At 35.7% G+C, this 18,640-nt stretch carries 21 protein-coding genes and 1 tRNA gene; 19 read left to right on the forward strand and 3 right to left on the reverse strand.

Going from position 1 to position 18,640, the window contains the following annotated elements; all coding sequences use genetic code 11:
* The first annotated feature begins 2 nt into the window (after positions 1-2).
* The 13 genes from AYC65_RS01900 (at position 3) to AYC65_RS01960 (ending at position 13,180) form a co-directional block, all read left to right on the forward strand.
* Positions 3-1,010 carry an OmpA family protein gene (locus tag AYC65_RS01900; RefSeq protein WP_034871484.1) on the forward strand — a complete coding sequence of 336 codons (1,008 nt, stop codon included), beginning with the start codon at positions 3-5 and terminating at the stop codon, positions 1,008-1,010.
* Between the two features lie 185 nt (positions 1,011-1,195).
* Positions 1,196-1,777, forward strand: coding sequence for a Crp/Fnr family transcriptional regulator (locus tag AYC65_RS01905; protein WP_052114797.1), 582 nt, complete (start codon positions 1,196-1,198; stop codon positions 1,775-1,777).
* A 408-nt stretch (positions 1,778-2,185) separates the two neighbouring features.
* The gene (locus tag AYC65_RS01910) at positions 2,186-3,025 is read left to right on the forward strand and encodes an MBL fold metallo-hydrolase (RefSeq protein ID WP_234300219.1); all 840 of its coding nucleotides are present in this window, start codon (positions 2,186-2,188) and stop codon (positions 3,023-3,025) included.
* Positions 3,026-3,106: 81 nt separating this feature from the next.
* The gene (locus AYC65_RS01915; protein ID WP_034871482.1) at positions 3,107-3,496 is read left to right on the forward strand and encodes a nuclear transport factor 2 family protein; all 390 of its coding nucleotides are present in this window, start codon (positions 3,107-3,109) and stop codon (positions 3,494-3,496) included.
* A gap of 68 nt (positions 3,497-3,564) precedes the next feature.
* On the forward strand, positions 3,565-4,185 hold the full coding sequence (locus AYC65_RS01920; protein WP_234300220.1) for a DsbA family protein: 621 nt from the start codon (positions 3,565-3,567) through the stop codon (positions 4,183-4,185).
* A gap of 165 nt (positions 4,186-4,350) precedes the next feature.
* A complete protein-coding gene (locus AYC65_RS01925) occupies positions 4,351-5,949 on the forward strand; it encodes a Na+/H+ antiporter (RefSeq protein WP_034871480.1) in 1,599 nt (532 codons plus the stop codon).
* Between the two features lie 147 nt (positions 5,950-6,096).
* Complete coding sequence (locus tag AYC65_RS01930; protein ID WP_052114796.1) at positions 6,097-6,855, forward strand: siderophore-interacting protein; 759 nt, start codon at positions 6,097-6,099, stop codon at positions 6,853-6,855.
* Positions 6,856-7,123: 268 nt separating this feature from the next.
* The gene (locus tag AYC65_RS01935; protein WP_034871479.1) at positions 7,124-7,693 is read left to right on the forward strand and encodes a Crp/Fnr family transcriptional regulator; all 570 of its coding nucleotides are present in this window, start codon (positions 7,124-7,126) and stop codon (positions 7,691-7,693) included.
* A gap of 83 nt (positions 7,694-7,776) precedes the next feature.
* On the forward strand, positions 7,777-8,208 hold the full coding sequence (locus AYC65_RS01940) for a universal stress protein (protein ID WP_234300221.1): 432 nt from the start codon (positions 7,777-7,779) through the stop codon (positions 8,206-8,208).
* A gap of 95 nt (positions 8,209-8,303) precedes the next feature.
* A complete protein-coding gene (locus tag AYC65_RS01945) occupies positions 8,304-9,650 on the forward strand; it encodes a TolC family protein (RefSeq protein WP_034871477.1) in 1,347 nt (448 codons plus the stop codon).
* A gap of 21 nt (positions 9,651-9,671) precedes the next feature.
* Positions 9,672-10,718 carry an HlyD family secretion protein gene (locus AYC65_RS01950; protein ID WP_034871476.1) on the forward strand — a complete coding sequence of 349 codons (1,047 nt, stop codon included), beginning with the start codon at positions 9,672-9,674 and terminating at the stop codon, positions 10,716-10,718.
* Between the two features lie 10 nt (positions 10,719-10,728).
* Positions 10,729-12,279 (forward strand): DHA2 family efflux MFS transporter permease subunit, encoded by a 1,551-nt coding sequence (locus AYC65_RS01955; RefSeq protein ID WP_034871475.1) that lies wholly within the window; start codon positions 10,729-10,731, stop codon positions 12,277-12,279.
* 205 nt (positions 12,280-12,484) lie between these two features.
* Positions 12,485-13,180 (forward strand): siderophore-interacting protein, encoded by a 696-nt coding sequence (locus tag AYC65_RS01960; RefSeq protein ID WP_234300222.1) that lies wholly within the window; start codon positions 12,485-12,487, stop codon positions 13,178-13,180.
* Positions 13,181-13,460: 280 nt separating this feature from the next.
* On the opposite strand, the gene AYC65_RS01965 is transcribed toward AYC65_RS01960, so the two are convergent.
* Positions 13,461-14,216 carry a response regulator transcription factor gene (locus AYC65_RS01965; protein WP_034871474.1) on the reverse strand — a complete coding sequence of 252 codons (756 nt, stop codon included), beginning with the start codon at positions 14,214-14,216 and terminating at the stop codon, positions 13,461-13,463.
* A 100-nt stretch (positions 14,217-14,316) separates the two neighbouring features.
* On the opposite strand from AYC65_RS01965, the gene AYC65_RS01970 reads away from it, so the two are divergent.
* The 5 genes from AYC65_RS01970 (at position 14,317) to AYC65_RS01990 (ending at position 17,506) form a co-directional block, all read left to right on the forward strand.
* Positions 14,317-14,526 carry a hypothetical protein gene (locus AYC65_RS01970; RefSeq protein WP_034871473.1) on the forward strand — a complete coding sequence of 70 codons (210 nt, stop codon included), beginning with the start codon at positions 14,317-14,319 and terminating at the stop codon, positions 14,524-14,526.
* A 14-nt stretch (positions 14,527-14,540) separates the two neighbouring features.
* Positions 14,541-15,323 (forward strand): DUF5694 domain-containing protein, encoded by a 783-nt coding sequence (locus AYC65_RS01975; protein ID WP_034871547.1) that lies wholly within the window; start codon positions 14,541-14,543, stop codon positions 15,321-15,323.
* Between the two features lie 199 nt (positions 15,324-15,522).
* Positions 15,523-15,834, forward strand: coding sequence for a hypothetical protein (locus AYC65_RS01980; RefSeq protein WP_034871546.1), 312 nt, complete (start codon positions 15,523-15,525; stop codon positions 15,832-15,834).
* 69 nt (positions 15,835-15,903) lie between these two features.
* Positions 15,904-16,644 carry a GLPGLI family protein gene (locus tag AYC65_RS01985; protein ID WP_059333782.1) on the forward strand — a complete coding sequence of 247 codons (741 nt, stop codon included), beginning with the start codon at positions 15,904-15,906 and terminating at the stop codon, positions 16,642-16,644.
* Entirely contained in the window at positions 16,610-17,506 is an 897-nt protein-coding gene (locus AYC65_RS01990) for a GLPGLI family protein (protein WP_059333783.1), read from the forward strand. Before AYC65_RS01985 ends, AYC65_RS01990 begins: the two co-directional genes overlap by 35 nt.
* A gap of 117 nt (positions 17,507-17,623) precedes the next feature.
* On the opposite strand, the gene AYC65_RS01995 is transcribed toward AYC65_RS01990, so the two are convergent.
* Both AYC65_RS01995 and mce read right to left on the reverse strand, forming a co-directional pair.
* Positions 17,624-17,697: transfer RNA gene (locus AYC65_RS01995), tRNA-Ile, on the reverse strand.
* A 75-nt stretch (positions 17,698-17,772) separates the two neighbouring features.
* Entirely contained in the window at positions 17,773-18,177 is a 405-nt protein-coding gene (mce, locus tag AYC65_RS02000; protein WP_034871545.1) for a methylmalonyl-CoA epimerase, read from the reverse strand.
* Between the two features lie 102 nt (positions 18,178-18,279).
* Here mce and rbfA point away from each other — a divergent pair, with 102 nt between their 5' ends.
* Entirely contained in the window at positions 18,280-18,639 is a 360-nt protein-coding gene (gene rbfA, locus AYC65_RS02005) for a 30S ribosome-binding factor RbfA (RefSeq protein ID WP_009089816.1), read from the forward strand.
* Position 18,640: the final 1 nt, after the last annotated feature.

The raw sequence follows: 18,640 nt of genomic DNA on the forward strand, positions 1-18,640 counted from the left end.
ACATGAAAAAAATGACAACCGGAGTTGCGATTGCAGCAATGTCTTTATTTATACTTTCCTGCAACAAGAAGAAAGCAGAGGATAGCAATGCAACACAGGATAGTATAAAAACAGAAGAAAAAAATACTTCACAAGCAATGTCTTCGACATTTAATATTGATGCCGTTCCTGTATCGGATAAAAATATTGGCGACTTTCCATTTTTCAATATGCCCGAAGGACTTGTTTCACAGAATAAACCTATAGAAAAGAAATATGATAAAGTATTTTTCCCAATAGGTGGTGTAATGACTCCGTTTGAAGGAAAAGTCTGGAAAGCAAATGTTGTTGTTAAAGAGGGAGGCGGCGAGCAATGGGCGCTGCCATATTTCGAGAAAAGCTTCGACGAAGCTATTACAGCTGTAGGTGGTGTTAAAATATTTGATGGCCAAATTACCAACGAAGAATACGAAAAGTATAGCAAACAAGCAACAAATCTTGGTGAAGATGGTGATGTAGGATATGCCGGGGAAAATATTAAAGTCTATGTGATCAGACGTAAAGATCAGGGCAATATCTTTATTCAGCTAACAGGCAACAGTGCCAGTGGGAAAATTAATATTCTACAGGAAGAAGGTTTTAAACAAACTATTACTTTGGTAAAATCTGATGAGATAAAGAAGCAGCTTGATGAAAAAGGAAAAGCGGTACTTCATATTAATTTTGATACCGATAAGGCTACTCTTAAACCTGACGGATCCGATGCGGTAAAAGAAATTGTAAAAGTTCTGAACACTGATAAGACATTAAAAATTGCCATTAATGGTTATACGGATAACTCTGGTAATGCTGATCACAATCTGAAACTTTCTGATGCAAGAGCTCAGTCTGTGAAAGGAGAGATTGCCAAGGCAGGCATTGCTGAGGATCGTTTATCAGCAAAAGGTTTTGGACAGCAAAGTCCAATAGCAGATAATAATACTGAGGAAGGAAAAGCCCAAAACAGAAGGGTGGAACTTATAAAGAAATAGAAAGAATACCATCCAGTTTAAAGCTGAATTTTTAAACCAACAAACCATGTAATCAAAAGAATTACATGGTTTGTTGTTAGATAATTAGTATAAAAAAACAATCATCATAAATCAGTTTACAGGTATAGATATAGCATTACTTTTTTAATATTTTTGTATTATACTGCTCAATAATCAAATAATCTATGATAGAAGCACTCCATCTCAATATATCGCGAAATATAGCAAGCTCTGAGGCTGATATAGCTAAGTTTTGTAATCTTTTTACTTCAAAATCGATTAAGAAGAAAGATTTCTTATTGAGGGAGGATGAAGTATGTAAATTTGAAGCTTTTGTAACAAAAGGTCTTTTTAAGATATACCATATTGATATTAAAGGAGCTGAGCAGATTTTATATTTCGGAATGGAAGACTGGTGGCTTACCGATATCGACAGCTTTACCAATCAAACGCCTTCCCGGCTTTTTATAGAAGCAATTGAAGATAGCGAGGTACTTTTAATCTCGAAAACGGATAAAGATTTTGCTTATGAAAATTACCCCTGGGTAGAGAAGCTTTTCCGTATTATGACACAAAAAACACATACCACTTTACAACGCAGGATGATAGATAACCTAAGTAAAACAGCCGATCAGCGTTATCTGGATTTTATTGAAAAATACCCTTCACTTAATCAAAGACTCACAAATTTACAGATTGCGGCCTATCTTGGAATTAGTCACGAGTTTTTGAGTAAGATAAGAAGAAAGACGGTGATCCGTAAATAAAATTGTGATTGGTTTTTAACCATTAATAAAACCCAGTAACGAAAGCATTTCTCTTGTTACTAAGTTTCCGTTAACTGGTATCATAATATACGGTTACGCATTTCTTTTTAGATACCCCTCCTGATTTTACCATTTTCATTTATTGAACTTGTTCAATGTTTTAGAGAACACAGATGCTGAACTTTGCATTGTAAATAAAATATAAAGCATCTACGGACCCATAAATTATTGACACTTTATTCTTTCTTAGTACAGTAGCTTTACTATACAGACTGTAGAGTTTATAAAGATAACGGCGATTAATTTATTGAACTAGTTCAAAGGCGGCAAGTTATTAAAAATCATAATTTTACAATGATGAAATCAGTATTTAAAACAACATTATTCACAATTTTAACATTATTCACTATGTCAGGTAAAGCACAAAATTTTAAAACAATTCAGGCCGGTAAATTTAATCTGGATGTATTCAATGCTTCAGAAAATAGCTTTGGTGTTGCATCTGTAATTGTATCAGGCAAAACAGACGCAGTATTAATAGATGCACAATTCACATTAGCAGATGCGGAAACAGTTGCGCAAAAAATTAAAACATCAGGTAAAAACCTTAAAGCGATATATATATCACATAATGACCCTGATTTTTATTTCGGTCTGGAAGTTTTCAAAAGACATTTTCCCGGAGTAACCGCTTATGCAACTCCTAAGGTAGTAGAAGCAATAGCGCAGACGGCACAGAAAAAGCTGGATGTATGGGGCGGACAGCTGGGGGTAGCAGTGACCAGTAATGTAGTATTGCCACAGGTATTAAAAGGAAACAGCATTGAGCTGGAAGGTGAAAAACTGGAAATTACAGGTTTAGAAGACTTCCCGACCAGAACATTTGTATATATTCCATCTGCAAAAGCAGTTGTTGGCGGTATCAATGTATTCGGAAACTCTTTCAACCTTTGGATGGCAGATGCGCAAACACCGGAAGCCCGTTCTAACTGGATTAAAGTGCTGGATAAGATTATTGCATTGAAACCGTCAATAGTAATCCCTGCACACGGAAAATTGACAGATCCAACAGATTTAACATCTGTGAAGCACACCAAAGATTATATTCTTTTCTATGAAGAAGCGCTAAAAACCAACAGTACTTCAGAAGCATTAATCAAGACGATCAAAGCAAAGTATCCTGCGCTTACTTTTGAAACTGCCCTTCAGATTGGTGCAAAAGTGAACACCGGCGAAATGAAATGGTAACGGGATCATATGAAATCAATAATCTACAGCCTGATAGTTATATTTCTGTTATCAGGCTGTAATTCAAAAAATAATACAGCTATGACCAATTTAGAAATTGTAAAAAGCACTTACGAAGGAAAAACTTCGGAAGAAAACGGAAGAGCATTAGCCGCTCATGTTGCAGAAAATGTACAATGGACTGAAGCAAAAGGCTTCCCGTATGCAGGAACATATACAGGTCTGGAGGAAATTACAAAAAATGTTTTCAGCCGTCTTGGGAGCGAATGGATTGATTACAAATTCACACCGGAAGATTATGTGGCCAGTGATAACAAAGTAGTGGCTTTCGGAACTTATACAGGAATAAATAAAGTGACTAACAAAGCTTTTGTGGCAAGAGTAGCACACATTTGGCATCTGGAGCATGGTAAAATTGTTAAGTTTGAACAGTTTGTAGACAGCAAAACTGTAACGGATGCAATGCAATAAATAAACTGAGTTTCCTGATAATTTGTTTTGTCAGTTATAGGAGCCAGAATACAATTTAAAAATACAAAATGATGAAACTAATATATATAATGGATCCACTTTGTGGATGGTGTTATGGTAACTCAGACAATGTACTGGAATTGTTTGAAAAGTATAAAAACGAAATAAAATTTGAGATTCTTCCCGGCGGAATGTGGGTTGGTGAAAACGTACGAGGACAATCGCCACAAATGGTCAGTTTCTTTCTGCGTCACGATGCAGCAGTTGAAGAACACACCGGAATAGAGTTTGGTAACGCCTACAGAGAGTTGTTGAAACAGGAAATAGTATTGGACAGCGAAATCCCTTCAAGAGCTATTGTGACCATACAGAATATAGCTCCTGAATTAACAGTTCCTTTTATGGTAGCAGTACAAAAAGCAAGGTATTATTTTGGAAAAGATTTGAATCTGGATGAAACTTATCTTTCTGTTGCAGAAGATTTAGGGATCGATGAGCAAACATTTCTTGATTACTTTCACTCTGATAAAGCCAGACGGGAAACCCAAAATACCTTTCAGAAAGCTGTACAATTTGCACAATCTTTCCCTACTATGCTGGTAGAAAATAATGGTAAGTATAAAGTTATCGAACAAGGTTATGCCTCTCTTTCTGATCTTCAACAACGTATTGAAGCATTAAAAAACTAAGCACCTCACTAATAGATTTATTTCAGCATAAGACATTCGGTGTTGCTAATGCTGAAGAAACGTATAAAAGAGACCATATCCCAAAATAGGTCTCTTTTATTTTTTGATCCAGATCATAGTTTTAGCTGTCAGAGCTGTCTAATTTCGCGGCATAATTATTTGTGTATGGCAGAACTTGAAAAAATTATCTGGATTTCTATTATTCTTATTGTTATTATTTCGGTAAAAGACAGGCTGAAACTGGCATTGCCTATTTTATTGGTAGTGGCAGGATTGTTATTAAGTCTTACCCAACTGATACCATCTATAGATATGAGTCCGGAGATGATTTTTTATGTCGTACTTCCACCTATTTTATTCGATGCTGCATGGAATACCTCTATTCCGGATTTCAAAAAAGAGTTGCCAAAAATATCTTTGCTGGCAGTAGGACTGGTATTTATTACCACTACAGTTATTGCTGTTGTTGCCCATAGTATTATTCCCGGATTTACCTGGCCGCTGGCTTTTATATTAGGTGCCATTATATCGCCGCCAGATGCAGTAGCAGCAACCAGTATAACAAGAGATTTGCTGCTTCCTAAAAAACTAATAACCATACTGGAAGGAGAAAGCCTTCTGAATGATGCTTCCGCGCTAATAGCTTATAAATGTGCTGTTACGGCAGTGCTTAGCGGGGTGTTTTCTTTTTGGAATGCAGGTGTACAGTTTGTCAGCATTAGCCTCGGAGGGATTATTATAGGGCTGTCAATCGGTTTTATTTTTCTTAAGATACACCGTTTTCTGAATGGTAACAGCAATACTGAAACTTTTGCCATTGTTCTGTTACCGTTTGCCACTTATAGTTTGGCAGAACATCTGGATTCTTCGGGAGTTCTGGCTGTAGTAGCTCTTGGAATGTTTCTTTCATGGAATTCATTTTCCCTGTTTAGTTCTGTAAGCCGGATTCAGATGGGGCATTTCTGGGATGTTATTATTTTTATCCTCAACGGTTTGGTATTCCTTATCCTCGGAATGCAGCTGCCACAGATTGTTGCAGATATACCACATTCGGAGCTTCCTGTTCTTATTCTTTATGGTTTGTTGATGTTTGGCATTTTGATATTGATCCGGTTGTTGATAACCTTTACTTTTCCCGTGTTTTCCGGAAAGAAAAACGGCTATAAAGATGTTTTGCTGCCACGCTTTCGCAAGGAATATATTATTCTGTCCTGGTCGGGAATGCGTGGGGTAGTGTCACTGGCCGCTGCTTTGGCTTTACCCCTGTATACTAATAATGGTGTACTTATAGAACAACGGAGTACTATATTATTTGTATCATTTGTTGTTATTATTTTTACCCTGCTTATACAGGGACTTACATTACCTAAACTGATAAAGTTGATTAAACCCGCTTCGGAAGAAAAGCAGTATGAAAAGGAACTGAATATCCTTTTAATTGAAAAATCACTTTCCTGTCTACAGACCATGCATCCTCAGGATGAAATGTCACAAGATATTATTGCTACAATGGTTGAAAAGCTAAAAAAGGAAGAATTAGAACTCTTCGGAAACAATGCTGAAAATACAGATGTTATGGCAAAGAAAGAATGGCGGGAAACCTATTTCAGAATAGAATTGGAACTCATAGATTTTCAGCGTAAGGAGCTTGTGAAATGCTATCGTAAAGGAGAATATGAGCTAGAAGAAATACGGAAAAAAGAACAGGAACTGGATTTCTGGACAACGACGGTTTATCATGAGGTAGAATCTCTGAAGGTGTAGTATCAATAGATCCATTGTAATCTAAAATAGAAAAATACAGATGCTGTTCGTTTTTTGACTCAGATCAATGTTTATCTGTTTCGATGTGGTGATCTTTGCTGGCGTAATAATTATGACAGAACTTATATCAAATAAAAACTTACTTAAATGATGGAGCAGAAAATAACTAAAAAGATACGGTCTGTATTTACAGTAAAACATAAAGAATATATTACACCACATCTTATCCGTGTCGTATTTAATATGGATGATGAACAGTCAGAATTGCTGGCCGGTGTAAGACCTGGATCCAATAATAAGATATTTATTCCGGTGGGTAATGATGGACGGGAAACAATAGTAAGAACCTATACCAACCGTAAAATAGATTTGGAGAAAAATGAGCTTAGCGTTGACTTTGTAGCACATGGTGATAATGGTCCTGCATCTGCATGGGCATTGAAGGCAAAAGCCGGAGATCATCTGGGAATCGGAATGAAAGAAAGTTTAAGGCCACTGGTTCCGGAGTCAGATTGTTATTTGCTGGCAGGAGATGCAACGGCTTTACCTGTTATTAGCGTTATCCTGGAGCAGCTTCCTGCAGAAGCAAAAGCAAAGGTTTTTCTGGAAGTCCCCACAAAAGAAGATGAGCTGATGTTGTGTTCTGCAGCCAGTGTAGAAACGGAATGGTTATATAACCAGGCTCCTGAGGAGGGAAGTGATCTGGCAAAACAGGTAAGGGCATTTGAATTTCCGGATGATGATCTGAAAAAGTATGTGTATATCGCTGCAGAATATGCAACAGTAAAAGATTTGCGCAGCTATTACAGAACAGATAAGGGCTGGAATCCCCGTGAAATGTATGCTTGTTCTTATTGGAAGGCAGGAGTTTCAGAAGATGAAGCATCTGAAGATTTGAAGAACTGAAACTAATTAATAACAGAATATTTACAGAACCCGCCTAAAGGGTTTCTGTAGGTATTTATCATTAAAATTAGCTTTTATCTGTTTCAAAAAAAATGCATCAGATAACTTAGTATATATAATTTTTGAAAATCTATTAAAGTTGGTCCCTGTCAGAGTGTATAATTCCGGCAGGGATTTTTAAATTCATAAAAACAGGAAACTTACAGAGTGCAGCAATGTCTTTCTAATTTTATTACATTTGTCTGCTGACCTTATTTAGGATAATTACATGAACGAATTACTCATATCATATATCAAAAGTAAAATATCGGTAACAGAGGAAGAGCTGGATACTATTCTCACTTACTTTAAATGTATTAAGCTTAAAAAAAATGAATTATTGCTTGCTGAAGGGCAGGTTAGTCAGCGTTCTTTTTTCGTAACCAAAGGCTGTCTGCGAATTTTCTTTATCAATGAAGAAGGACAGGAAGCTACACGTTACTTTGCTTTTGAAAATCAGTTTGCCAGTGCATTAGTAAGTTTTATTACAGCTGAAAAATCTAAAGAGTTTATACAGGCGGTAGAGCCTACTGAAGTTTTCTACATCAGCCATAAAGATTTCTACCATCTATTGGAGATTATTCCGCAGTGGGAGAAATTTTACAGAATTTATCTTGAAATTGCATATATAACTAATACCAGACGTCTGATGTCATTCCTCATACAGGATGCATTGGAAAAATACCGCCAGCTGCTGGCAGAAAATCCAATTGTTGTACGCAGGCTTTCCAATAAAATGGTGGCGTCCTATCTTAATATTTCTCAGGAAACTCTTAGCCGCTTAAAATCTAAGTTATAAACCTCCTTTTTTGACACAGGTCAAAGTTTTTAATCTTGTGATAGCGGAATTTTGCAACATGATTTTAAACAAAACCTATGAACATGAAATCTATAATCATCGCACTCGATGAGAGTATTTATTCTCCAATGATCGCCCGGCATGGATTTGAATTGGCTACATCCTTTAACAGTAGAATGACAATACTTTTGATCCGAAATAATGAGGCTGTTGTAAATGCATCACTGGCTAATGCTTCCATAGAGAATAACAGCTCCGGAGCGCAGCTGATAGAGAAAGTCCAGGAGCTTAATAAAATTTTTAATACTGTAGAATGTCATGTAATAATACCGGAAGGTGATCCTTCGGAGGAAATAATCCGGTTTGTTACCAAAAATACCGCCGACTTACTTATTGTTGGTACTCACGGAAGAACGGGACTGGATCACTGGATAAATGGCAGTGTAGCCGAGCAGGTGATCCGACATACTACTATACCAGTACTGGTAATGCCTTACAACCATCAGGCACACTAAATCCTCATAACATAATTGCTTAGTAATAAAAAAATAAACGGGCTAAAAGCCTGCCTGGCGGAGCTATGCTCTGTAATGAACGAAAAATATAAGAAATGAAAACATTAAAAATTCCTTTGAAAGCCCTAAAGGCATCGCTGTTAATGTGTGCCGGAGGAAGTATGATGATGGTAAGTGTACAGGCTCAGTCGAATATTCTTACACTTAATCAGACTATAGAAATGGCGCTTTCTAACAGTAATACACTAAAGCTAAAGCGTTCTGCAATAGATCTTGCGATTAATAAATACAATCAGGCAAAGGATATGTCACTACCAACAGGAAGTATAAGTGGTAGTTTCTCTCATGCAGAAATTCCGGCAAATCATATCAGATTAGGATCTCTGGATTGGACATTGCCGGACAGAGCAGAATCATATAACGGGAATATTGTACTAAGTGAAACTGTGTTCAACGGCTTTAAGCTAAAATATGCAAGAGCTTCTACATTGTTGTTAACAGAGATGGCCAGAACCAATGTGTCTCTTAGTGAAGATGAGGTGATTTATACAGCGGTACAAATGTATTTTGATTTGTATAAAGTAACCCAGAGCCAGAAAATTGTACAGCAGAATATGGCAGCCATAGAAAAGCTGATTCAGCAGGCAGATCAGTTTTACCGCCATGGTGTTGTTACTAAAAACGATGTGTTGCGCTTCAGATTACAGAAATCGGCAATAGAAATCACAGCATCGGATCTGGAAGCCAACCGAAAGATTATATGTTATAATATAGCAGTATTACTCGGATTGCCGGAGGAAACAGATTTAAAATCGGGACAGGTATTGTTAAAAGAAGATGCCCCGGCTCCGCTGAACCAATATGTGAATATGGCTTTTTCGGAAAGGAAAGAGCTGAAGCAAAATGATATGCAATATAAAGTGGAAGAGTTTTCCTTTAAAACGATACAGGCAGATGAACTTCCGAAATTGTCATTAAATGCCGGATTAAAATATCTTCATGCCGGTTTCACATTTATTCCTGCCAACGGAAATTTTATAGCTCCGATTTCAGCGGGGGCTACATTATCCTGGGATTTTTCCTCGCTGTGGATGAATAAAAACAAACGCTCTGAAATAAAAATCCGCCAGCAGCAAACATCGATTGAAAAGAATATCTGGACAGATAAGATTCGTACAGAGGTGAATCAGGCTTATCAGTTATATCAGCGTGCCTTAAATAAAGTAGCATTACTGCATTCTGCCATAGACGAGGCAACGGAAAATGATCGTATGCAGGAAGACCGCTATAAAAATAATGTTACAACAGTTACCGATCGTATAGATGCAGATGCTAAACTTTATCAGGCTCTTACTGATCTGGAAATTGCCCGTGCCGACGCTTCTGTTGCCTGGTACAACTTATTAAAAGTGTCGGGTAAAATATCAACAATTAATCAATAATACTATAAGAAAACAATACTTATGAATATCGAAACAACTCAGACAAAACAGAAAAAATATACAGTACCGGCAATTCTGTTGGTCGTAATTATAGCCGGTAGTATTTTCGGAATAAAACAATATACCTACTACCAGAGTCATGAAGATACCGATGATGCTCAGGTGGATGGTGACCTTAGTGCTGTGGTGGCACGTGTAGGAGGCTATATCAATACTATAAACTTTGAAGATAATCAGCGTGTGACTAAAGGACAGACTTTGGTAACACTGGAAGATCAGGAGTACCGTATTAAATTGGAACAAGCTTTGGCAGCACAAAAGACCGCAGGGTCTAAGATTGGTGTGTCCGAAACTCAGGTATCTGCTACTCATGCTGCATCATTGGGATATAAAGCAAGAATAGAAGAAGCTAAAGCCAGACTATGGCAGGTCAATCAGGATTACGATCGTTATGCAGCACTTGCCAGAAGTGGCTCTGTTCCGCAGCAGACTTTTGATAAGGCTAAGGCAGAACGTGATATTGCTAAAGCAGCTTATATATCTGCTGAAGAGCAATATAAAACGGCAGTAGCACAGATTGGAAATACGCGTTCGGAGCTTAATGTAACGCATACAGCAACAAACCAGCAGCAAACAGATGTAGATTATGCGAAGCTACTGCTATCCTATACGAATATTAAAGCACCTGTTTCCGGGATTGTAACCAAGCGTCGTGTACAAATGGGACAGTTGCTGCAGGTAGGGCAAACGCTGTTTGCGGTTGTAGATGAAAATAACCTCTATGTAACAGCCAACTTCAAAGAAACGCAGATGCAGCATATCCGTCCGGGACAGAAAGCTAAGATTATAGTGGACGCTTATCCGGATGAACCTATAGATGGTGTTGTACACAACTATGCCGGAACTACCAGTGCCAAGATGTCTTTGCTGCCACCGGATAATGCTACAGGGAACTTTGTAAAAGTAGTGCAGCGTATTCCTGTAAAGATTAAAATTAATGCCTCTGCAGAACTTCTTAAAAAGATACGTCCGGGAATGAATGTAGAGGTAAGCGTTGTAACCAAATAATCAGGAAATAATGGCTGAGAAAGGATTTAGAAAATGGATTATAACCTTTACCATGGTATTGTCCTGTATGCTGGAATTTTTGGATACAACTATTGTAAATGTTGCTATACCTCATATTCAAGGGAATATGGGCGCTATATTGGAAGATGTAGCATGGGTATCTACAGGATATGCTGTAGCCAATGTTATTATTTTGCCGATGTCCGGATGGCTGGGAAGCCGCTTTGGGCGTAAGAATTATTTTCTGTTTTCTATTATTTTATTTACAATAGCATCTATGTTGTGCGGTAATTCGCATACATTGACAGAGCTGGTTGTATTCAGAATATTACAGGGGCTTGCAGGAGGCGGGCTAATATCCAATGCACAGGCAATATTACTCGAGACCTGGCCACCGGAGGAAAGAGGAACAGCTACTGCGATATTTGGTTTCGGAGCAGTAGTAGGTCCTACAGTAGCACCTGCACTGGGAGGTTATCTTACGGATCATTTATCGTGGCCATGGGTATTCTATATTAATTTACCATTGGGTATTCTGGCGGCAATACTTACTTATCAGTATGTAAGATCTACACCTAAAGAGAATACAGGCAAACCTGTCGATTGGTGGGGGATTTTGCTCCTTACTGTTGCGGTGGGAAGCTTGCAGACAGTTCTGGAAAAAGGTGAAGAGAAAGACTGGTTTGCAACCAAGTATATTATAGTGCTTACAGTTACTGCAGTCATTGGTATACTCCTGTTTATCTGGCGGGAAACCACAACGGATCATCCAGTTGTAAACCTTAAATTATTCAGGTACAGAAGCTTTTCGGCGGGAATGGTTACTTCTTTTCTTTTCGGGATAGGCTTGTATGGTTCTGTATTTGTTTTTCCTCAGTTTTGCCAGAGCCTTTTGGGATTCTCGGCAGAGCAAACGGGGTTTCTTTTGCTGCCGGGTCAGATATTCACCATAGCCTTAATGCCAACAGTAGGGAAATTATTGAAAAAAGGAGTTCCACCACAGCTCTTTGTTATTGCAGGATTTATATGCTTCTTTATTTTTCCGATGATTATGAGTAAAGCAACATTGTCTTCTGGAAATACGGACTTCTATTTTCCACTTTACTTCAGAGGAATAGGTATTGGATTGTTGTTTGTACCACTTATTACATTGGCTATTAAAGATCTGAAAGGACCTGAGATAGGGCAGGGTGCAGGATTATATAATATGATGCGTCAGTTAGGCGGTTCTTTTGGGATTGCAGGATTAGCAACAGCAATACATATCGGAAAAGGAAAACACCGGAATTATCTACTGGAAAACGTAAATGAATATGGCTCTGCTTACTGGGAAAGAATACAGGATTATATCGTTGGTTTTATGGGGAAAGGTTTCTCTCATTCTGATGCTTCGGAAATGGCATTGCGGGCTGTGGAGGGAACGATTAATAAACAGTCGATGCTGATGGGGTTTACAGATGCCTACCAGTATCTGGGAATCGCTATGCTGTGCTGTATTCCGTTTGTGTTATTACAGGGCTTTAAGAAGACAAAAACAGAAATCCCTGCAGATGCCCATTAATATTATAATAGAAATACATCATACTTAATTATAACCACAACAGTCGCTATAGTTTAATAAAAATAGTATGTCCTTATTTTCCTTTTTGTGTAACGATTGTTAAGCTAAAGTGAGTTAAAACATTTTTGTTTTCTGTTGTGGTTTATTAATCGAAAACGAAAGAGGCAGATGATGGAAACAAAATATAATTCTAAAAATATGTAAAATGAAATCAGAATTAAGAAATATAAACCGGGGCGAAATTGTATATCATAAAAAGATAACAACAACCTCGTGGCATCTTAAAATAAGAACAATTTTCCCAATGGAACTGGATATAGATAAGAATCCCGGATATATAATTCCTGTAATGATTGGTTATAATAACCAAGGTATTCCTGTATTAAGAAGGTTTATGCTGTGGAGTTATGATGCGATGCGTAATATAGCAGATATCACAATTCATCCCAGTCCGGATAAAGAATTGTATAACTGGTTGGGAGATCTGCAAAACGGAAAGATTATTAAATGGATGAACCCCGAGGAAATGGTACTACAGGAATCAAATGCAGAGTGTTATTACCTTATTGGCAATGCCGATGCGCAATCTTTTTTCTACCAGTTCAACAGGAACCTTCCTTTTTCCAGTATGGTTAATAGTTTTGTTTACAGCAGGCATACGGGAGAGTTTTTTCCGGATGTGGATGGAAGTTATCCACTCAACTATCATATTGTATATCCCTATAGCCCGGAAAGGGTATTGGATCTTTTCAGAAGTGATTTTATAAAAACAAGCAAAGATTTTAAGGTAATACTGGCTGGCAATGATGAGGTGAATAAACTTTTTACAAATTTCTTCAAAAAAGAATGGGAAACCAGAGAAGATCAGGTAAGGATTGTCAATTTTAACAATCCATATTAAAGTTTGATAATTAAACTTTAATGTCGGTTGAAAAACAGTCAGATTTTCTAAAAATTAATCTGCCATTTTATCCTTTGTTTCTAATGAATGGATTTAAAAGTGAAAAAAAACATGACATTTGTTAATATGTCTAAAAAAAATCATAAAATATTTTATTTGGCAAGGCTTTTGTGTATAGTAAGTAAAGTATTTTTTCATATAAAATATTTTGTGATTTGGTGTTGGCCCCGATTAATTTCGGGGCTTTTTTTTATGTCTGTTTCACAAACATTTTTAATAATTACAATAACTTATGATGTATTACATAAGCCAAGGCTTCGTTGATATTATTCACTTCCAATTTGTCGAATAATTTTCGACGGTGGAATTTGACTGTATCGACCGAAATAAAGATTTTTTCAGCTATTTCATTAATGCTGAGACCTTGATTATAAAAACGTAATATTTCAGTTTCCCGTTCTGTGAGATTTGTCTTTTTACGTTCCGACCATTTATTGGTCATAAGATCCATTTCCCATAACAAGTCGGAATTTAGTTTTCCTATAGTTACATTTCCCGACGAAGTATTTGTAGAAAGGGAGACAACACACATGGATTTCCAAATCTTTCCTTCTTCTGTCAGAAAGACTGGTGTCAGTTTATGGTTGATTAAAATAAATTTTCCGCTTGCATTCTGTATATGAAAATCATAGGATATAACATATTGTTTCCTTTCTTCCAGTGGTATTTTTTCATAGAATTCAAACCCCGAATTGTTAATGTTAATCAGCATTTGCAAATCTTCAGCAGGTACAAACTTTTGATAAAAGTCATAACCCATAGATAATACCTGTTCTGGTGTTAAACCAGCAAGAAATAAAGGATTGTCCGAAACAAACTCGAAAGCTTTGGATTGATAATCTATAATGTAAATACTCTGGTAGGTAATCCGTGAAAAAGCTTTTACAATTTCTATATAATCAGAGGTTTGTAATAGATCTTTGTAAGAGAGGTTATCTATTCTGTTTTTAGTAGAAAATAAAGGGTTAAAATCCATTGCTAATGTCTGATTTTCGAATTTGTATAAAACTACACAAAAGTGTAGTATTTATCAAAACAAACCGCAATATTTTTGGGCGAAATAATAAGTAATAAACATGAAGAAACGAATTTTAATAAATCTGTTTATAATTGCAGTTGTGGTTTCTGCTATTGCCGGAATCAAAACTGTAAATATGGGAAGTTATAAAAATGTTGGGCAAACCTGTTTTACCATCAATAAATATGGGGCTGTAGGGTTTGAAAACAGTCTTGAATTATTTGAAAAAATTATCCGTCAGTATATTGTTCGTTGGATAGAATGCTAAAAGCTGGAATAAAAATGAAAAAGACTATTTTAATCTTTGGGATTTTTATTTACGCAAACTTGTCTGCGCAAAAAGTGAAAGTTTTAAATTTTGCGACTTTTCACATGGTGTATACACCAGATAAACATAAAGTGAAATTTGATCAAAATGATGAAAAGAGTAAATCCGAAACTTATGAAATAGCCAAAACGCTGGCGCAGTTCAAGCCTACAATAATTTGTGTGGAAATAGTTCCTGAAAGAAATGAGGAATTGAATAATGACTATTCTAATTTCTTAAAGGACAAAACATACAAAACTAAGATAGGTGGAGAAGTAGCTCTGATTGCTTATGAAGTTGGCAAAATGTCAGGAGTGAAAAAGATTTATGGTATCGATGAGCAGGCTACAGCGCCATACAATTATAATATTGGAAATGAATTGGAAAACCCGGTAGACAGCCTGACTTCAAAGAATTACACCAATAGTGTTTATAAAGAATTTGCTGAAATTGGAAAGTTATCTACACTGGATAAACTGAAGACTTTTAATTCTAAAGAAGCTCTGGAGAAGTTTATTAATATCAATGCGGATATTCTAACCTATATCAGTACTAAAGGAAACTTTGAGCGAGCTGATGAAGCGAGTAAGTTTTACAGAAGAAACCTGAGGATTTTTTCAAATTTGAATCAGATTCCGGCTACTAAAGATGATAGAATTTTTATCATTATGGGGGCTACTCATACAGCTTTCCTTAATGAATTCATGAAGCGCAGTCCAAAATATGAACTTGTGAATGCAGCAGATTATTTGAAATAGAGTTTTTATAATTATTTCTGGCTAAAATTGAAATAAGACATATTTCCCGGCACGAGTTGCCGGGATTTTTTTAATAAATACTTTATGGTTTTTCTGTAATAATGATAAAAAGTAAAAAATAAGAAAATAATTTATGTTAAATTGCTAATTGAAAAAAATATTTACATTCGTAAATATCAATCAATTAAAAAATATCAAAATGAAAAAACTTTTATTTATTGTAGTTATTGGAGCTGCCGGATTAGTAAGTGCTAAAGGTTCAGTTGTGGATAACTCGAAAGTTAGCAGTGCAGAAAAGTATAGTGCAACTAAAAATGTGAATATTTCTATAGAATACTATGGAGGTATTATATGTACTTTTCTTGTTTCTGTTACAGACCCTAGTACTGGAGAAACTAAGCAATGGAGAGAAACTTATTCAGTAAACACTAAAGAAGAATGTGCGAATAAGCATAGTGAACGTAAGGCTCAACTTCAAGCAGAGGCTGACGCAAATGATAGTGTAGATTAATAGACTATGTAATCTATTTTTAATTTAAAGTAGCTGTTTATCAGCTACTTTTATTATATTCAAACTAATATGAAAAAAATAATCATACTTATTCACTGTATTATTGTAAGTTATATACAAGCTCAAGATATACATGTACAATATAATCACGTGGTTTCAAAAACAGTTTCATTTAATGAAGATTTATATGTAAAAGGAAATTCTGTTTATAGTATAAAGGATTCTATAATGCATAAAACAGCAAATATTTCCTCGGAAGAAGATGAATTTAGCTTTGTTCTAAAAACAAAAATTTATAAAAAGAAAATAATTAAGGACTTAACAAATAACAATATAAAAATATTAGAACATCTTGGCAAAACAGAATATTTAATTGATGATTCTTTGCCAGCAATTAATTGGAGTATAGATTATAATATTTCTAAAAAAATAGATAAATATTTGTGTTATAAAGCGACAGCTATATTTAGAGGGAGTAATATAGTAGCCTATTTCACAAAAGAAATACCATATCCTACAGGACCTTATAAATTTGGAGGATTACCGGGGCTTATACTTGAAGTTTATGAAGAAGGCAGAAAGATAAATTCATGGACAGTAATTTCCATTAATAACCATGCAGAAATACCTGCTATTATTATTCCAAAAAATATTCAAGAAGTATCATTGCAAAAATTTTTAGAATTAAAAAAAGAAAAGGATAATGCTTTCTTTAAAAAATTAATGGCTCCTGCTGAGGGTCAGGCAAAAATAGAAATGATTAAACAACCAAGAAATGGGATTGAAAAAAAATATGAATGGGAAAATTAGAATAGAACTAAATAAAAGTACTATTATTATCTGTTTATTGCTTCCTTTTTTAATGTTTTCTCAAGCCAATCAATTTATTTATGAATATACATTCAAAATGGATTCCCTTAATAAATCAAAAGTTGATAAGGAACTTATGTTTTTAGATGTTAATAAAGATAAATCTGAATTTTACAGTTATAAAAAATTTGCTCGTGATTCTGTGTGGACAGTTAGCAGAAGTAAGCTAGGTAGTGGTAAAACTATAGACTTTACTAATTATAGTTCAAAAGTTGATTTTTCGGTTGCCAAGGATTATAAACAGAATAAGACGGTATTATATTATTTGATCGGCTCTGACGCTTATGCAATGGATGATTTTAATTCTATTTCATGGAAAATTAAATCCGAAACATTTACTATACTAGATTTTAAAGTTCAGTTAGCAGAAGTATCTTTGGGAGGTAGAAAATGGAAAGCGTGGTTTTGTCCAGACATTCCAATACAAGACGGACCTTATAGATTTAAAGGATTACCCGGACTTATTTTGAAGGTAGAAGACGTTAATAAAGACCACTCTTTTATATTGGTCGGAACTAAATCGATTACTGAGAATAAAATTTATACTCCTTTCAAAGATAAAAAAACATATACTATTAGCCATAAATCATTGAAGAATGTTTGGAAGGATTATGTAAAGAATCCTGTCAAAGACATGCAGCTTCCACCATCCAGTTTTTCTAATGTGAAAATTTCAATGAGTATAACAGATGAAAATGGTAAAACTTATAGTGGGAGCGAACTTATTAGACAGATAGAGAAAGAAGCCCAAGAAAGATTAAAAAGAACCAATAACTTCATAGAGCTTGATTTATTTAAATAATCAAAAATTATTATATGAATTTGATATTCACACTACACTTATTAATCTCGCTTTTTTCTTTTTAATACTTCTATATAAATAAAACTCCCTGAAATATTTATTTCAGGGAGTTTTGGGTGGCCCCACTTGGGCTCGAACCAAGGACTTGCTGATTATGAGTCAGCTACTCTAACCAACTGAGTTATAGGGCCTAAAACTCGGGGCTTAAAAGCCTTTGTTTTTTATTGGTGTGCAAATTTAATAAAAATTTAGAAAACACCAAACTTTTAGCGCTTTTCTTGGCATAATTCTATCAGTACTCCGTTGGTGGATTTAGGGTGTAGGAATACAACAATCTTATTATCAGCACCATCCTTTGGTTCTTCGGAAATAAATTCAAAACCTTCTTTTTTTAATCTTTCTATTTCAGCATAGATATTATCGACTCCAAAGGCGATATGATGGACACCTTCACCTTTTTTTTCTATAAATTTTGAGATAGGACTATCTTCACGTGTGCTCTCCAGTAATTCGATTTTGCTCTCGCCAATCTGGTAAAAGCTTGTTTTTACTCCTTCACGTTCCACTTCCTCCATTTTATAAGCTTCTTTACCTATAAGTTTAGCGAAAAGAGAGTCTGAAGTTTCCAGACTTTTCACAGCGATACCGAGATGTTCTATTTTATCCAGCATAAATTTTTGTTGTTTTGCTATAATTGTTGCTACAAGGGAGTCGGGCTTATTCATAAATAAGAAACACTCCAATTAAAACAAAAGTAGTAAATTTGCAGCATTATGGAGAGTAACAGACAAAGGAAAGTAGCACAACTTATACAGGAAGACTTAGCAGAACTTTTTCGCCAACAGGCTGCCAATGCAGGGCAAAACCTGTTAATTACTGTTTCCGGTGTACGGGTAACAGCAGATTTGGGAGTAGCTAAAGTGTACCTTAGTATTTTTCCGCCGGAGCTGAGAAAGAATATTATGAAAGAGATTGAAGAAAATAAAGCTGTTTACCGCAACTTTATGGGACAAAAGATGGGGAAGCAGGTTCGTATTATTCCTCAGCTGAGTTTCTTTCTGGATACTTCGCTGGATGATGCAGAACGCATAGAAAAAGAATTAAAAGGCGAAGGCGATAATCCTGTTTTATAAG

It is taken from the genome of Elizabethkingia bruuniana (assembly GCF_002024805.1).
GTDB lineage: Bacteria > Bacteroidota > Bacteroidia > Flavobacteriales > Weeksellaceae > Elizabethkingia > Elizabethkingia bruuniana.

Bases quoted from the DNA above. Each gene is read 5' to 3' on its own strand.
- AYC65_RS01990 (WP_059333783.1), top strand. From the start codon at position 16,610: ATGGGATTGAAAAAAAATATGAATGGGAAAATTAGAATAGAACTAAAT.
- AYC65_RS01930 (WP_052114796.1), top strand. From the start codon at position 6,097: ATGATGGAGCAGAAAATAACTAAAAAGATACGGTCTGTATTTACAGTA.
- AYC65_RS01900 (WP_034871484.1), top strand. From the start codon at position 3: ATGAAAAAAATGACAACCGGAGTTGCGATTGCAGCAATGTCTTTATTT.
- AYC65_RS01915 (WP_034871482.1), top strand. From the start codon at position 3,107: ATGACCAATTTAGAAATTGTAAAAAGCACTTACGAAGGAAAAACTTCG.
- AYC65_RS01925 (WP_034871480.1), top strand. From the start codon at position 4,351: ATGGCAGAACTTGAAAAAATTATCTGGATTTCTATTATTCTTATTGTT.
- AYC65_RS01950 (WP_034871476.1), top strand. From the start codon at position 9,672: ATGAATATCGAAACAACTCAGACAAAACAGAAAAAATATACAGTACCG.
- AYC65_RS01945 (WP_034871477.1), top strand. From the start codon at position 8,304: ATGAAAACATTAAAAATTCCTTTGAAAGCCCTAAAGGCATCGCTGTTA.
- AYC65_RS01905 (WP_052114797.1), top strand. From the start codon at position 1,196: ATGATAGAAGCACTCCATCTCAATATATCGCGAAATATAGCAAGCTCT.
- AYC65_RS01940 (WP_234300221.1), top strand. From the start codon at position 7,777: ATGAAATCTATAATCATCGCACTCGATGAGAGTATTTATTCTCCAATG.
- AYC65_RS01935 (WP_034871479.1), top strand. From the start codon at position 7,124: ATGAACGAATTACTCATATCATATATCAAAAGTAAAATATCGGTAACA.
- AYC65_RS01970 (WP_034871473.1), top strand. From the start codon at position 14,317: ATGAAGAAACGAATTTTAATAAATCTGTTTATAATTGCAGTTGTGGTT.
- AYC65_RS01975 (WP_034871547.1), top strand. From the start codon at position 14,541: ATGAAAAAGACTATTTTAATCTTTGGGATTTTTATTTACGCAAACTTG.
- rbfA (WP_009089816.1), top strand. From the start codon at position 18,280: ATGGAGAGTAACAGACAAAGGAAAGTAGCACAACTTATACAGGAAGAC.
- AYC65_RS01955 (WP_034871475.1), top strand. From the start codon at position 10,729: ATGGCTGAGAAAGGATTTAGAAAATGGATTATAACCTTTACCATGGTA.
- AYC65_RS01960 (WP_234300222.1), top strand. From the start codon at position 12,485: ATGAAATCAGAATTAAGAAATATAAACCGGGGCGAAATTGTATATCAT.
- AYC65_RS01980 (WP_034871546.1), top strand. From the start codon at position 15,523: ATGAAAAAACTTTTATTTATTGTAGTTATTGGAGCTGCCGGATTAGTA.
- AYC65_RS01965 (WP_034871474.1), bottom strand. From the start codon at position 14,216: ATGGATTTTAACCCTTTATTTTCTACTAAAAACAGAATAGATAACCTC.
- mce (WP_034871545.1), bottom strand. From the start codon at position 18,177: ATGCTGGATAAAATAGAACATCTCGGTATCGCTGTGAAAAGTCTGGAA.
- AYC65_RS01910 (WP_234300219.1), top strand. From the start codon at position 2,186: ATGTCAGGTAAAGCACAAAATTTTAAAACAATTCAGGCCGGTAAATTT.
- AYC65_RS01985 (WP_059333782.1), top strand. From the start codon at position 15,904: ATGAAAAAAATAATCATACTTATTCACTGTATTATTGTAAGTTATATA.
- AYC65_RS01920 (WP_234300220.1), top strand. From the start codon at position 3,565: ATGATGAAACTAATATATATAATGGATCCACTTTGTGGATGGTGTTAT.